This window comes from Nocardioides sp. SRI_004 (assembly GCF_057586415.1).
In genome coordinates this window covers 107813-120608 of record NZ_JBYCZV010000010.1, presented here as the reverse complement: position 1 = coordinate 120608, position 12796 = coordinate 107813, and the positions used below count along the sequence as shown (strand labels likewise).

At 70.5% G+C, this 12796-nt stretch carries 16 protein-coding genes; 10 read left to right on the top strand and 6 right to left on the bottom strand.

The window, feature by feature from the left end; all coding sequences use genetic code 11:
- Positions 1-31: 31 nt before the first annotated feature.
- A complete protein-coding gene (locus tag AC2YHB_RS15375) occupies positions 32-1426 on the bottom strand; it encodes a tyrosine-protein kinase domain-containing protein (RefSeq protein WP_179648050.1) in 1395 nt (464 codons plus the stop codon).
- Between the two features lie 112 nt (positions 1427-1538).
- Between AC2YHB_RS15375 and AC2YHB_RS15370 the strand changes: the two genes are divergently transcribed.
- The 6 genes from AC2YHB_RS15370 (at position 1539) to AC2YHB_RS15345 (ending at position 5897) form a co-directional block, all read left to right on the top strand.
- Entirely contained in the window at positions 1539-3395 is a 1857-nt protein-coding gene (locus AC2YHB_RS15370; protein WP_179648049.1) for a DUF4012 domain-containing protein, read from the top strand.
- A 30-nt stretch (positions 3396-3425) separates the two neighbouring features.
- On the top strand, positions 3426-3575 hold the full coding sequence (locus AC2YHB_RS15365) for a putative leader peptide (RefSeq protein WP_373366944.1): 150 nt from the start codon (positions 3426-3428) through the stop codon (positions 3573-3575).
- Positions 3576-3725: 150 nt separating this feature from the next.
- Positions 3726-4574: a sulfurtransferase gene (locus AC2YHB_RS15360; RefSeq protein WP_036550918.1), complete on the top strand. Its 849-nt coding sequence runs from the start codon at positions 3726-3728 to the stop codon at positions 4572-4574.
- Positions 4574-4882, top strand: coding sequence for a DUF1416 domain-containing protein (locus tag AC2YHB_RS15355; RefSeq protein WP_036550920.1), 309 nt, complete (start codon positions 4574-4576; stop codon positions 4880-4882). Before AC2YHB_RS15360 ends, AC2YHB_RS15355 begins: the two co-directional genes overlap by 1 nt.
- Before the next feature lie 113 nt (positions 4883-4995).
- Positions 4996-5448 carry a TlpA family protein disulfide reductase gene (locus AC2YHB_RS15350; RefSeq protein ID WP_179648048.1) on the top strand — a complete coding sequence of 151 codons (453 nt, stop codon included), beginning with the start codon at positions 4996-4998 and terminating at the stop codon, positions 5446-5448.
- Positions 5448-5897, top strand: coding sequence for a DUF4395 domain-containing protein (locus AC2YHB_RS15345; protein ID WP_179648047.1), 450 nt, complete (start codon positions 5448-5450; stop codon positions 5895-5897). The genes AC2YHB_RS15350 and AC2YHB_RS15345 overlap by 1 nt, the downstream gene beginning before the upstream one ends.
- 9 nt (positions 5898-5906) lie before the next feature.
- On the opposite strand, the gene dtd is transcribed toward AC2YHB_RS15345, so the two are convergent.
- The 3 genes from dtd to AC2YHB_RS15330 all read right to left on the bottom strand — a co-directional run bounded on the left by dtd (position 5907) and on the right by AC2YHB_RS15330 (position 7835).
- On the bottom strand, positions 5907-6335 hold the full coding sequence (gene dtd / locus AC2YHB_RS15340) for a D-aminoacyl-tRNA deacylase (protein WP_036550928.1): 429 nt from the start codon (positions 6333-6335) through the stop codon (positions 5907-5909).
- A 20-nt stretch (positions 6336-6355) separates the two neighbouring features.
- The gene (locus AC2YHB_RS15335; protein WP_179648046.1) at positions 6356-7357 is read right to left on the bottom strand and encodes a methyltransferase domain-containing protein; all 1002 of its coding nucleotides are present in this window, start codon (positions 7355-7357) and stop codon (positions 6356-6358) included.
- Positions 7358-7472: 115 nt separating this feature from the next.
- The gene (locus AC2YHB_RS15330; RefSeq protein WP_179648045.1) at positions 7473-7835 is read right to left on the bottom strand and encodes a DsrE family protein; all 363 of its coding nucleotides are present in this window, start codon (positions 7833-7835) and stop codon (positions 7473-7475) included.
- A 25-nt stretch (positions 7836-7860) separates the two neighbouring features.
- On the opposite strand from AC2YHB_RS15330, the gene AC2YHB_RS15325 reads away from it, so the two are divergent.
- From AC2YHB_RS15325 to ygfZ, 4 genes are read left to right on the top strand one after another with little or no spacing between them, the layout of a single operon-like run.
- On the top strand, positions 7861-8355 hold the full coding sequence (locus AC2YHB_RS15325; protein ID WP_036550935.1) for a heme-binding beta-barrel domain-containing protein: 495 nt from the start codon (positions 7861-7863) through the stop codon (positions 8353-8355).
- Positions 8348-8845 (top strand): Fur family transcriptional regulator, encoded by a 498-nt coding sequence (locus AC2YHB_RS15320; RefSeq protein WP_308645490.1) that lies wholly within the window; start codon positions 8348-8350, stop codon positions 8843-8845. Before AC2YHB_RS15325 ends, AC2YHB_RS15320 begins: the two co-directional genes overlap by 8 nt.
- The gene (locus AC2YHB_RS15315) at positions 8842-9309 is read left to right on the top strand and encodes an adenylyltransferase/cytidyltransferase family protein (RefSeq protein ID WP_036550938.1); all 468 of its coding nucleotides are present in this window, start codon (positions 8842-8844) and stop codon (positions 9307-9309) included. Before AC2YHB_RS15320 ends, AC2YHB_RS15315 begins: the two co-directional genes overlap by 4 nt.
- Positions 9306-10289 carry a CAF17-like 4Fe-4S cluster assembly/insertion protein YgfZ gene (ygfZ, locus tag AC2YHB_RS15310; protein WP_179648043.1) on the top strand — a complete coding sequence of 328 codons (984 nt, stop codon included), beginning with the start codon at positions 9306-9308 and terminating at the stop codon, positions 10287-10289. The genes AC2YHB_RS15315 and ygfZ overlap by 4 nt, the downstream gene beginning before the upstream one ends.
- Positions 10290-10570: 281 nt before the next feature.
- On the opposite strand, the gene AC2YHB_RS15305 is transcribed toward ygfZ, so the two are convergent.
- Positions 10571-11830: a sulfate adenylyltransferase subunit 1 gene (locus AC2YHB_RS15305; protein ID WP_257026821.1), complete on the bottom strand. Its 1260-nt coding sequence runs from the start codon at positions 11828-11830 to the stop codon at positions 10571-10573.
- On the bottom strand, positions 11830-12744 hold the full coding sequence (gene cysD / locus AC2YHB_RS15300) for a sulfate adenylyltransferase subunit CysD (RefSeq protein WP_036550941.1): 915 nt from the start codon (positions 12742-12744) through the stop codon (positions 11830-11832). The genes AC2YHB_RS15305 and cysD overlap by 1 nt, the downstream gene beginning before the upstream one ends.
- Between the last annotated feature and the right edge of the window lie 52 nt (positions 12745-12796).

The window sequence follows — 12796 nt, the reverse complement described above, 5'->3', positions numbered from 1 at the left end:
CAGGTGGGTTCCGGCGCCCGAGCAGTGCCGATCAGGCCCGGCGACGACCGCCGGAAGAGCCACCCTTGCCGCGTCCCGACGGGGCGGTCTCCTCGTAGTAGTAGTAGTAATACGAGCCGACGGCACGCTTCGCGACCATGTTGACGACGACGCCGTAGAGACGGGCGCCGACCTGGTTGAGGCGGTTGATGGCCTCGTTGACCTGGTCCTTGGTGGTCTTGGCGTGCCGCACGACGACGATGACGCCGTCGGCGAGCTTGGCCAGGACCGACGCGTCGGCGACCGGCAGCAGCGGCGGCGCGTCGATGATCACCATGTCGTACGACGACCGGAGGCGCCGGATCAGGTCGTGGGTGATCTTCGACTGCAGGATCTCGGTCGGGTTCGGCGGCTTGGCGCCGCTGGCGAGCACGTGCAGGCCGCTGGCCTCGTGGACCTGGATCGCGTCGTGGATCTCGGTCTTGCCGACGAGCGCGGTGGTGAGGCCGATCGCGGGGTCGAGGCCCAGCGTCGTGGCGACCCGGGGCCGGCGGAGGTCGGCGTCGATGATCAGCGTGTTGCGGCCGGTCTGCGCGAGCGCGACGGCGAGGTTGGTCGACGTCATCGTCTTGCCCTCGCCGGGCACGGCGCTGCTGATGACGAGGCAGCGCGGCTGGTGGTCGAGGTCGATGAACTGCAGGTTGGTCCGCAGCAGGCGGAAGGCCTCGGTGCGGGCAGCGAAGCCACCGAGGTCGGTGAGCAGCGGCGCGGAGCGGATGTCGCCGTCGAAGCCGATGCTGGCCAGGACCGGCGACTCGGTCAGCTCGGCGACGTGGTCGGCCGTGCGGATCGTGCGGTCGAGCAGCTCGCGGGCGACCGCGAGGCCGATGCCGAGCAGGAGGCCGATCAGGCCGGCCACGATGAAGTTGAGCAGCGTGGTGGGGCTGACCTTGTCGGGGTTGTACGTCGCCTGGTCCGTCTGCTTGAGCTGGACGGCCGCCTCGGTGCCGGTGAGCTGCTCGAGGTTCTTGACGTAGTCGGTGTACTGCGCGGTGAAGGCGCTCGCGATCTTCTGCGCGTCGCGGGCGTTCTCGTCCTTGATCTTGATCTCGATCAGGGAGGTGGCCTCCACGACCTCGGCGCTGACCCGGTCGGCGAACTTCTCCGGCGTGATCGTCAGGTTGAGGTCGTCGATGACCTCCTCCGCGAGCTCCGTGCTCTTCGCGACCTTGGCGTACGTCGTCGCGCGCTGCGTCACGGTGAAGTAGGTGGCGTAGGAGTCGCTCGCCTTGGAGACGTCGACCGTCAGCAGCACCTGTGCCTTGGACTCGTACATCGGGGTGCGCGTGAAGGTGATGCCCGCCGCGACGCCGAGGGCGATCACGATGAGGAGCACCACCGTGAGCCAGCGACGGCGCAGCACGACCAGAAACTGCTTGAAGTCCAAGACCCAACCCTTGCTGTCGGTACCGTGTGCCACGGACAAGTGAGGTGATCCTAGTCAACAGCACACACCTTCCGGTGAGTGACCACCAGAACCGCCGTCGGGGCGTGTCCTCGTGACCGACGGATCCCTCGACGCTCCGGTCCGGCGCCGGCGCCGTTCCACTCCCGCGTCGCGCTTCGTGCGCCGGTTGCGGCAGCTGCGCCGCGAGCGGCCCCGGCTGGTGGTGCTCGCCGGCCTCGGGGTGGTCGCGCTGCTCGCCGTCCTGTGGACGGTCTGGACCGTGTGGGCGACCAACAGGGACCTCGCGCAGGTGCGGGACAGCGCGACGATCATGCGCGCCGCCCTGGTCCGCGCCGACGCCGACGGCGCCCGCGCGGCGATGGCCGACTACCGCGAGGCCGCGGAGTCGGCCCGCGACCACACCTCCGGCCCGACCTGGGCCGTCCTCGAGGCGTTGCCGGTGTTCGGCGACGACGCCGAGGGCGTCGCCACCGTCGCCGAGGTGCTCGACGACATCGGCACCGACGGCCTCGGGCCGATCGCCGACGCCGCCGACCTGGTGACGGCCGAGACCTTCCAGCCGGACGACGGCCGCTTCCCGGTCGAGCAGATCACCGCGATGCAGGAGCCGGCCCGGCACAGCGAGCAGGCGTTCGACGATGCCGCCACGACCCTGGCGAAGGTCGACTCCAGCCACTTCGTCGGCCCTGTCCGCAACCAGTTCGACCGGCTGCGCACCCTGGTCGACGACGCGCGCGGGACCCTCGGGTCGACGTACCGCGCCGCCCGGATGATCCCGCGGATGATGGGCACGGACCGGCCGCGCTACTACCTGATGGTCCTGCAGAACAACGCCGAGCTGCGCAGCGGCGGCGGACTCCCCGGCGCCCTGTCCCTGGTGCGGATGAAGGACGGCCGCGTCGACATCGTCGAGCAGATGGACATGTCGGAGCTCGCGAAGACCAGCCGCGCACCGGTCGTGACCCTCACCGACGAGGAGGACCGCATCTTCGGGCGGATCCTCAACCTGGCCGCGGTCGACGCCACGCTGACGCCGGACTTCCAGCGGTCCGCCGAGATCATCCGCAAGCGCTGGGAGCGTGGGGTCGGCGGGCGCCTGGACGGCATGTTCTTCGTGGACCCCGTGGCGGTGTCCTACCTGCTGCGCGGGACCGGCCCGGTCGCCGTACCGGGGTATCGGCCGGTCAACTCCGGCAACGTCGTGTGGGGCGTCGAGAACGAGATCTACCGCCTGACCAACGACCGCGAGATCCACAGCGACTACCAGCAGGCCGTCGCGAAGGCCGTCTTCAACGCCTTCGCCGCCGGGCGCGGCGATTCGGCGGAGTCGATCCGGGGGCTGGTCACCGGCGTCATGGAGGGCCGGATCCGGATGGCCAGCTTCGAGGCCGACAACGAGGCCGAGATCGCCGGCACCATGATCGCCGGCGAGTTCTCCGACAAGGCGAGCAAGGACCCCGGCGTCGGGATCTTCATCAACGACGGCGGCCCGACGAAGATGCAGTACTACCTCAAGTACGACGCCCGCGTGGTCTCGCGCTCGTGCGTCGGCGACCGCCAGGTGATCTCCGGGGCGATCGACTTCCACAGCGACACCCCGCCCGACGCACGCGCGCTGCCCCCGTCGATCACGGGGGAGGGCTACCGCCACCAGCGGGTGGAGCCGGGCGACCAGCTGCTGGTCATCTACGTGACCTCGCCCGTCGACGGCGACGTCACGGAGCTGTCGATCGACGGCCAGCGCGTCGCCCACCCGGTCGTGGAGCGCCTCGCCGGTCGTGGCCTGGTCCGGATCGGCCTGGAGTTCCAGCCCCAGGAGCGGCACTCGGTCGAGTTCGTCATGAGCAGCGGGCCGGAGCAGACCGGCGACGTGCGGCTGTCGGTGACGCCGGGGGCCTTCCCGAGCAGCTCGAACGGCACCGTGCCGTCGTCCTGCACCGTGCGCTGAGGGGCCTCACCGGGCCAGCCATCCCACATCATGGACAACGGTCTCGCCATTTGGAACCTCGAATGGGTCTGCGGGCCAAAGCCGCCTAGTCTCTTCCCCATGTCGACGACTCTGCTGCTGACCAAGCGGCGCGCGGTGGACAACTGCCGCGTCAGCTCGGCGCTGTGTCGACCCTGCTGACGGGTCTCTGAATCCGGCCGTTCCGCCGTCCCCGTCGCTCTTGGCGCCTCTGCGCCCCGGACCGTCTGTGTCCCGTGTGCCGTCGCGCTGCCCAGCAGCACCGCTCGTATCCGCACCGCCATCAACCGCGCAATCCCAGTAAGGAAGACCATGAGCCGCGAGAACTCGCTCGTCTCCGTCCAGTGGGTCGAGGACAACCTCGACAACCCGAAGGTCGTCGTCATCGAGGTCGACGAGGACACCTCGGCCTACGACAAGGGCCACATCAAGAACGCGATCAAGCTCGACTGGACCACCGACCTGCAGGACCAGGTCCGTCGCGACTTCGTCAACAAGGCCCAGTTCGAGGCGCTCCTCTCCGAGCGCGGCGTCGCCAACGACGACACGGTCGTCCTCTACGGCGGCAACAACAACTGGTTCGCCGCGTACGCGTACTGGTACTTCAAGCTCTACGGCCACCAGGACGTCAAGCTCATGGACGGCGGCCGCAAGAAGTGGGAGCTGGACAGCCGCGAGCTGACCGACGAGCTGCCGCAGCGCGCCGCGACGTCGTACACGGCGCAGGAGCAGGACCGCTCGATCCGCGCCTTCCGTGACGAGGTCGTCGCCGCCATCGGCACCCAGAACCTCGTCGACGTCCGCAGCCCCGACGAGTACGCCGGCCGCCTCCTCGCCCCGGCCCACCTCCCGCAGGAGCAGTCGCAGCGCGCCGGCCACATCCCGACCTCGGTCAACGTCCCGTGGAGCAAGAACGCCAACGACGACGGCACCTTCAAGTCGGACGACGAGCTGACCGCCCTCTACGACGAGGTCGGCTTCGACGAGGCCAAGGACACGATCGCCCTGTGCCGCATCGGCGAGCGCTCCTCGCTGACCTGGTTCGTGCTGCAGGAGATCCTCGGCAAGAAGAACGTCAAGAACTACGACGGCTCGTGGACCGAGTACGGCTCCCTCGTCGGCGTTCCGATCGCGCTCGGCGACGAGCCCGGTGACGCCTGATGTGCGGCGCGACGGTCGGTGGCCTCTCCACCGAGGGCATCAACGTGACCAAGGAGGCCGTGATCCAGGGCCAGGTCGTGCGCGGCACGGGTGACGACGCGACGCCGGTCTCCGGCGCCTACGTCCGCCTGCTCGACGCGACCGGCGAGTTCACCGCCGAGGTCCCCACCTCGGCCACCGGCCACTTCCGCTTCTTCGCGGGCGACGGCCAGTGGACGCTGCGGACGCTCGCTCCCAAGGCCGACCCGGTCGACCGCGCCGTGCAGGCGCAGACCGGCTCGGTCGCCGAGGTCCTCATCTCGATCTGAGGCCCTCCCCGTTCGTCGAGTGGCCCGCGAGGAACGAGCGGGCGTAGCGAGACGCACACCACTCGACGGCGGTCCCCGGAATCCGGGGGCCGCCGTCGGCGTTGGAGGCAGTTGTGAACCCCGGGCTCGTCATCCTCGTCCTGGCCGTCGTCGCGGCGGCCGGCTTCGGGCTATACCGCCGTCGGGTCGACGGACGCTTCGCCGGCGCGCCCGCGGCCGCGCCCGCGCCCGCCGTCGAGGAGTCGACGGCCTGGGCGAGCGTCGCGGCGTCGGTGCCGAGTGCCGAGCTGGGGGAGCGCGCGACGCTGGTGCAGTTCTCCAGCGCGTTCTGCGCCCCCTGCCGCACCACCCGCGTGGTGCTCGCCGACGTGGCCGAGCGGTACGACGGCGTGGCCCACGTCGAGATCGACGCCGAGCAGCACCTGGAGCTGGTCCGGGAGCTGGACGTCCGTCGTACCCCCACCACGCTGGTGCTCGACCGCGCCGGCAACGAGATCACCCGCGCGGCCGGTGCACCGCGACGCGAGCAGGTCCTCGCGGCCCTTCCCCTCCACCAGGAGTCCTGATGAGCGACGCACCCACCGGCATCGACCCCCGCGGCCCCCGCTTCACGGCGGCGGTGACCTTCGTCGTCCTCGCCGTGGCGCTGCTGCTGTCCGACGCCCACCCGGGCATCGCGGCCGTGGTGACCGGCGCCCAGGCGGTCCTCTTCGCGATCGGCGCCGGCCTCGGCGTCCAGAAGACCCCGACCGGCCTCTTCTTCCGCTCCGTCGTCCGGCCGCGGCTCACCCCGCCGGACCACCTCGAGGACCCGGCGCCGCCCCGCTTCGCGCAGGCCGTCGGCCTGGTGTTCGCCCTCGTCGCCACGATCGGCCTCGCGACGGGAGCCACCCTGCTCGGCCAGGTCTTCGCCGGCTTCGCCATCGTCGCGGCCTTCCTCAACGCGGCCTTCGCGTTCTGCCTGGGCTGCGAGATGTACCTGCTCGGCCTGCGGCTGCGTCCCGCCCGCACCTGAGATCGACGGCTACGGAGTCTCCAGCAGCACGGTGAACGGGCCGTCGTTGACCGACGACACCTCCATCATGGCGCCGAAGACCCCGCGCTCGACGTGGGTGCCGGCTTCCTCGAGCGCCGCGCAGACGGCCTCGTAGAGGGGCTCGCTGACGGGACCGGGCGCCGCGGCGGTCCAGCTGGGACGGCGGCCCTTGCGTGCCTCGCCGTACAGCGTGAACTGGGAGACGACGAGGACGGGTGCGCCCTCCTCGGCCACCGAGCGCTCGTCGCGCAGGATCCGCAGGTCGCGGATCTTGCGGGCCATCCAGGCGACCTCGGCCGGCCCGTCGTCGTGGGTGACGCCCAGGTAGACCAGCAGGCCGGGGGCGTCGATGGCGCCGACGACCCTTCCCTCGACGACCACCGATGCCGACGTGACACGTTGCAGGACGGCGCGCATGCGCTCATCCTGCCGGTCGCTCAGCCGGCCGCCGCGAGGCCCCCGGGCTTCGGGCCCTTCGGCTCGCCGCCGGTCGAGCCGCCGTCGGCCGGGACCTGCTCGACCGCGGGTACGGCGGCCGGCGCGGCGAGGGTGCCGGGCTTGCGGGCGTAGGCCTCCAGCACGATCCGTGGTGCCCAGCCGCGGTCGATCAGCCGGTCCGTCGTACGACCGACGGCACCGGCGGCGCGCGCCGGGACGCCGAGCGAGGCCAGGTAGGCGCCGGAGTTGAGCGAGTAGCGGGCGCGCGGGATGACCTCGACGTCGACGAAGCCGACGGCGCGCAGCGCGGCGGACATGCTCTGCGCGGTGTGCAGGTGCCAGTGGTGCGGGGCGATGCGGCGGTCGACCCAGCGTGACATCCGCCCGCGGGCGGCGGCGCTGACGCGGAGGGCCGCGCTGTCGACCTTGGAGCGGCGCGGCGTCTGGAGGAAGAGCGTGCCGCCCGGCTTGAGCAGGTCGAACGAGCTCTGCAGCAGCGCCTCGGGGTCGGCGACATGGGCGAGGACGCACCACATGGTGACGGCGTCCTGCGCGGGTACGTCGAGGAAGGCCAGGTCCCCGAGGTCCACCTCGACGCCGTGGGACTGGGCGGCCAGGACGACGTTGGCCTCCATCAGGTCGTTGCCGCGGACCTGGTAGCCACGCTTGCTCGCGACCGCGAGGAACTGTCCGTCGCCGGTGCCGATGTCGTACAGCAGCCGGCCCTGCGGACCCCCCTCGAGCCGGGCGCCGAGCTCGTCGAGCACCTCGACCTGGGCGGCCTCGGCGGCGTGGTCGCGCTTGCTGGCGACCCACGCGGCGCGCTCCTCGACACTGATCTCGTCGAGCCCGACCGTGTCGGGGAGCACGAGGTCGGCGCGGTCGGACCAGCCGACCAGCCCACATCCACGGCACCGGAAGTTGTTCCGGCCGGTGCGCCGCGAGGGTCGGTAGTTCTTCAGCCGTGGGGAGCCACAGGCCGGACAAGCGGTGACGGACATCGCCGAGGGAGCCTCCGGACCACCGTGGCGTAGGAGGGGGGTGCACGGTGGTGTGAGCACACCCTAGAGGCGCCGCCGCCTTCTTGGTGACCGGTCCTGAAAATTTGGTGTTGCGTCAGTAGACGAGCGCTTGGACGCCCTCGCCGAGGGCCTCCTCGACGAAGACCGGCGCGCCCGCGATCCGGGCGCCCGGCACGAGGTCGTCGACGCCGAGCGAGCGGCGGGCGGCGCACTGCGAGCAGACCGTCACCGACCCGCTCGCCAGCACCGTCTCGAGGAGGTCGGACAGGGGAGTCGCCAGCGGCAGGTCCAGCTCCGCGGCCCGCCCGGGGACGGCCAGCCAGGCGGCCTCACCGGTCAGCCAGAGCGACACCGGGACGCCGGAGGCGGCGGCCGTCGCCGCGACCGTGAACCCCTGGTTGCAGCGCTCCGGCTCATCGGTGCCGCAGGTGACCTTGACGACGAGTGAGCGTGCCATGGGAAGCAGCCTAGAATGGCCGGTCGTGGCCTTCGAACTCCCCGACAACCTGCACCCCAACTGCGGACCCATCGCCTGGATGCTCGGCACGTGGCGCGGCAACGGCCACGGCGACTACCCGACGATCGATGCGTTCCAGTTCGGCCAGGAGCTGATCTTCACCCACGACGGCCGCCCGTTCTTCCACTACATGGCGCGGGCCTGGGTGATCGACGAGAACGGCGAGAAGGTCCGCGACGCCGCCATCGAGACCGGCTTCATCCGCGCGGTCGGCGACGGCCGCTTCGAGATCCTGCTGACCCACAACACGGGCATCGCGGAGATCTGGGAGGGCGAGGCCGACAACGGCAAGTTCGAGTGGACGACCGACGCGGTCGCCCGCACCGAGACCGCGAAGGAGTACGTCGCCGGCAAGCGCCTCTACGGCAACGTCGAGGGCGACCTCCTCTATGCGTTCGACATGGCCGCGATGGGCCAGCCCCTGCAGCCACACCTCTGGGCGAGGCTCAAGCGTGCATAGCCACCACCCGGCGGACCACGCCGCGGACCACCCGGCCGACCACCCGGCGGAGCACGCCGGGGAGGGCGCCGACGGCCACGACTGGCGCGCCGCCCTCCGTGAGCGGGGCTACCGGCTCACGCCCCAGCGCGAGCTGATCCTCGGCGCGGTCGACGAGCTCGGTCACGCCACCCCCGACGAGGTGCTGGCGAAGGTCCAGGAGACCGCGAGCACGGTCAACGCCTCGACCGTCTACCGCACCCTGGAGGTGCTGGAGGAGCTCGGGCTGGTCCGCCACGCCCACCTGTCAGACCGCGCCCCGACGTACCACTCGGTGCGCGGGCACGAGCACTTCCACCTCGTCTGCCGGGGCTGCCGCTCGGTCACCTCGGTCGACGCCGCCGAGGCGGCCCCGTTCGTCGCGGTGCTCGAGGCGAAGGGCTTCGTGCCCGACCTCGGCCATCTCACCGTCTTCGGCCGCTGCGCCGACTGTGAAGGAGAGCCCTCATGACCACCGTGCTGACCTATGGCACCTTCGACCTCTTCCACATCGGGCACCTGCGGCTGATCGAGCGGCTGGCCGCGATGGGCGACCGGCTCATCGTCGGAGTCTCCACCGACGAGTTCAACGCCGGCAAGGGCAAGAAGTCCGTCGTCTCGTACGACGACCGGGCGGCCATCGTCGGCGCGATCAAGGGCGTCGACCTGGTCCTGCCCGAGCGAGCGTGGGAGCAGAAGCGCGCCGACATCATCGAGCACGGCGTCGACGTCTTCGTGATGGGCGACGACTGGGCCGGGAAGTTCGACGACCTCTCCGACGTTTGCGAGGTGAGGTACCTGCCGCGCACGTCGGGAGTCTCGAGCACCGACATCAAGGAGATGCTCCGGACCCTCGACCCGGTCCACATCGAGGAGATGCAGACCGCGCTCGGCACCCTGACCCGCCTGCTCGAGCACTACCGGGACCTGACATGACCACGACCACCGACCGCCAGCCCAGCCCGCTCCTCGCCCTGCCGGGCGCGGTCGCAGGCGACGGCATCGACGCGCCCGTCGCCGCCCACTACGGCAGCCTGTTCGGCGAGCAGAAGGCGCTCGAGGCCGGCGAGGGCTTCGTCGACCTCTCCCACCGCGACGTGCTGCGTGTCGCCGGGCCCGACCGGCTGACCTGGCTGCACTCGCTGACCACGCAGTTCTTCGAGGGCCTCGAGCCCGGCCGCTGGGTGTCCGCGCTCGTGCTGAGCCCCCAGGGCCACGTCGAGCACGCCTTCACCGGCGTCGACGACGGCGAGGCGTTCACGGCGCACACCGAGCCCGGCCGGGCCGCGGCGCTGATCGACTTCCTCGAGCGGATGAAGTTCATGATGCGCGTCGAGATCACCGACGTGACCGCCGACCTGGCCGTCGCCTGGCGGCCGGGGTCCGAGACCCGCTACGACCTGGTGCCCCGCGCGCAGCTGGCGGCGTACGCCGAGGCGGCGGGGCCGGCTGCCGGCCTGTGGGCCTTCGAGGCGCTGCGCATCGCCCGCGGTGAGCCGCGCTTCGGCGTCGACACCGACGAGCGGACGATCCCCAACGAGGTCGGCTGGCTCGACGCCGAGCAGGCGCCGGCGTGGTCCGCGGTGCACATGGACAAGGGTTGCTACCGCGGCCAGGAGACCGTCGCGCGCGTCCACAACCTGGGCCGCCCGCCGCGCCGGCTGACCCTGCTCCACCTCGACGGCTCGGAGAACCGCCTGCCGGCCGCCGGCACCGAGGTGCTCCCGGCCGACGGCGGCCGCGCGGCCGGCTTCGTCGGCTCCTCGGCCCGCCACCACGAGCTCGGTCCGATCGCCCTCGCCGTCCTGAAGCGCAACACCGACGTCGCCGCCCCGCTGGTCGTCGACGGCATCCCCGCCGCGCAGGAGGTCGTCGTCGACCCCGAGGTCGGTCTGCACTTCCGCCCGCAGCGCTGACGGCTCCTCGCCGCCCGCGAAGTGGCGCAGTTTCTCCGTCGAAGTGTCACAAGTTCTCCGTCGAGGTGTCACAAGTTCTCCGTCGAGGTGTCACAAGTTCTGTGTCGAGGTGTCACTTCTGCACGGGCGCAGCGTGCAGCAGTGACACCTCGAGGGAGAAGAACTGACACCTCGGAGGAGAAAGACTGACACTTCGGCGGAGAAAGACCGACACTTCGCGCCGAACGCACGAACGCCCGCTCCCTCGCGAGGGAGCGGGCGTTCGTCGTACGACGGTGCGGTCAGCCGTTGATCATGCCGGCGCCGACGGTCACGCCGGTGGCCTCGTCGATCAGGATGAACGAGCCGGTGGTGCGGTTCTTGGAGTACGGGTCGGCGAGCAGCGGCACCGTGGTGCGCAGCGTGACGCGGCCGATCTCGTTGACGCCGAGCTCCTTGGTCTCCTGGTCGCGGTGCAGCGTGTTGACGTCCAGGCGGTACTGGATGTCCTTGACCAGCGCGCGGCCCGTGCGGGTCGTGTGCTTGATGGCCAGCTTCTGCCGCGGCTGCAGCGGGGCGGTGGTCATCCAGCAGATCATCGCGTCGATGTCCTGGCTCGGGGTCGGCGCGTTCTTGACCCGGGCGATCATGTCGCCGCGAGACACGTCGACGTCGTCCTCGAGGTGGACGGTCACGCTCATCGGCGGGAAGGCCTCGGTGATCTCCTGGTCGAACAGGTCGATCTTCGAGATCTTCGACGTCATCCCCGACGGGAGTACGACGACCTCGTCACCGGGCTTGAGCACGCCACCGGCCACCTGGCCGGCGTAGCCGCGGTAGTCGTGGAACTCGTCGGACTTCGGCCGGATGACGTACTGCACCGGGAAGCGGGCGTCGATGAGGTCGCGGTCGGAGGCCACGTGGACGTGCTCGAGGTGGTGCATCAGCGTGGGACCGGAGTACCACGGCATGTTCTCGGAGCGGGTCACCACGTTGTCGCCCTGCAGCGCCGAGATCGGGATGACCTCGAGGTCGGGGACGTTGAGCTTCGTCGCGAACTGGGTGAACTCGGCGTAGATCTTGTCGTAGACGGACTGGTCGAAGTCGACGAGGTCCATCTTGTTCACGGCCAGCACGAGGTGCGGGACGCGGAGCAGCGACAGGATCACCGCGTGGCGGCGCGACTGCTCGGTCAGGCCCTGGCGGGCGTCGACGAGCACGAGGCCGAGGTCAGCGGTGGAGGCGCCGGTGACCATGTTCCGGGTGTACTGCACGTGCCCGGGGGTGTCGGCGATGATGAACTTGCGGTTGGGCGTCGCGAAGTAGCGGTAGGCCACGTCGATCGTGATGCCCTGCTCGCGCTCGGAGCGCAGGCCGTCGGTCAGCAGCGCGAGGTCGGTGTAGTCGTACCCCTTCGCCTCGCTGGTCGCCTCGACCGCCTCGAGCTGGTCCTCGAAGATCGACTTCGAGTCGAGCAGCAGGCGCCCGATGAGGGTCGACTTGCCGTCGTCGACCGAGCCAGCGGTCGCGAAGCGGAGCAGGTCCATGTTGGTGCCGGCCATCAGAAGTAGCCCTCCTTCTTGCGGTCCTCCATGGCTGCCTCGGAGAACCGGTCGTCGCCGCGGGTCGCGCCGCGCTCGGTCTTGCGGGCCACGGCGACCTCGTCGATGATCTCGGCGATCGTCGACGCGGTGCTCTCGACGCAGCCGGTCAGGGTGATGTCACCGCAGGTGCGGAACCGGACGGTCCGCTCCTCGACGACCTCGCCCTCCCGCAGCGGGTTGAGCGGGGTCTCGCTCATCAGCATGCCGTCGCGCACGAAGACGCGGCGCTGGTGCGAGTAGTAGATGCTCGGGATCTCGATGCCCTCGCGGCCGATGTAGTCCCAGACGTCCAGCTCGGTCCAGTTGGAGATCGGGAAGATCCGCATGTGCTCGCCCTCGTGGAGGCGGCCGTTGTAGAGGCTCCACAGCTCGGGGCGCTGGTTCTTCGGGTCCCACTGGCCGAACTCGTCGCGGTGGGAGTAGACGCGCTCCTTGGCGCGGGCCTTCTCCTCGTCGCGGCGGCCGCCACCGAAGGCGGCGGTGAAGCCGTTCTCCTCGATGGCGTTCAGCAGGGTCGGGATCTGGAGGCGGTTGCGGCTGATCTTCGCGGCGTCGGGGATGATCCCGTTCTTGATCGCGTCGTCGATGCTCGCCACCACGAGGTTCACGCCGAGCCGGGCGACCCAGCGGTCGCGGGTCTCCATGACCTCGGGGAAGTCCAGGCCGGTGTCGACCTGCAGGATCGAGAACGGGATCTTCGCCGGGTAGAACGCCTTCTCCGCGAGGCGGAGCATGACGATGGAGTCCTTGCCGCCCGAGAACATCAGCACGGGCTTCTCGAACTCGGCGGCCACCTCCCGGAAGATGTGGATCGACTCGGCTTCCAGCTGGTCCAGCTGGCTCAGCCGGTAGTCGCTGTGGGTCTGGGACATGGGCTGCATCGTGCCATGCGCGGCCTTTCACCGGGACATTCGCGCGACCTCG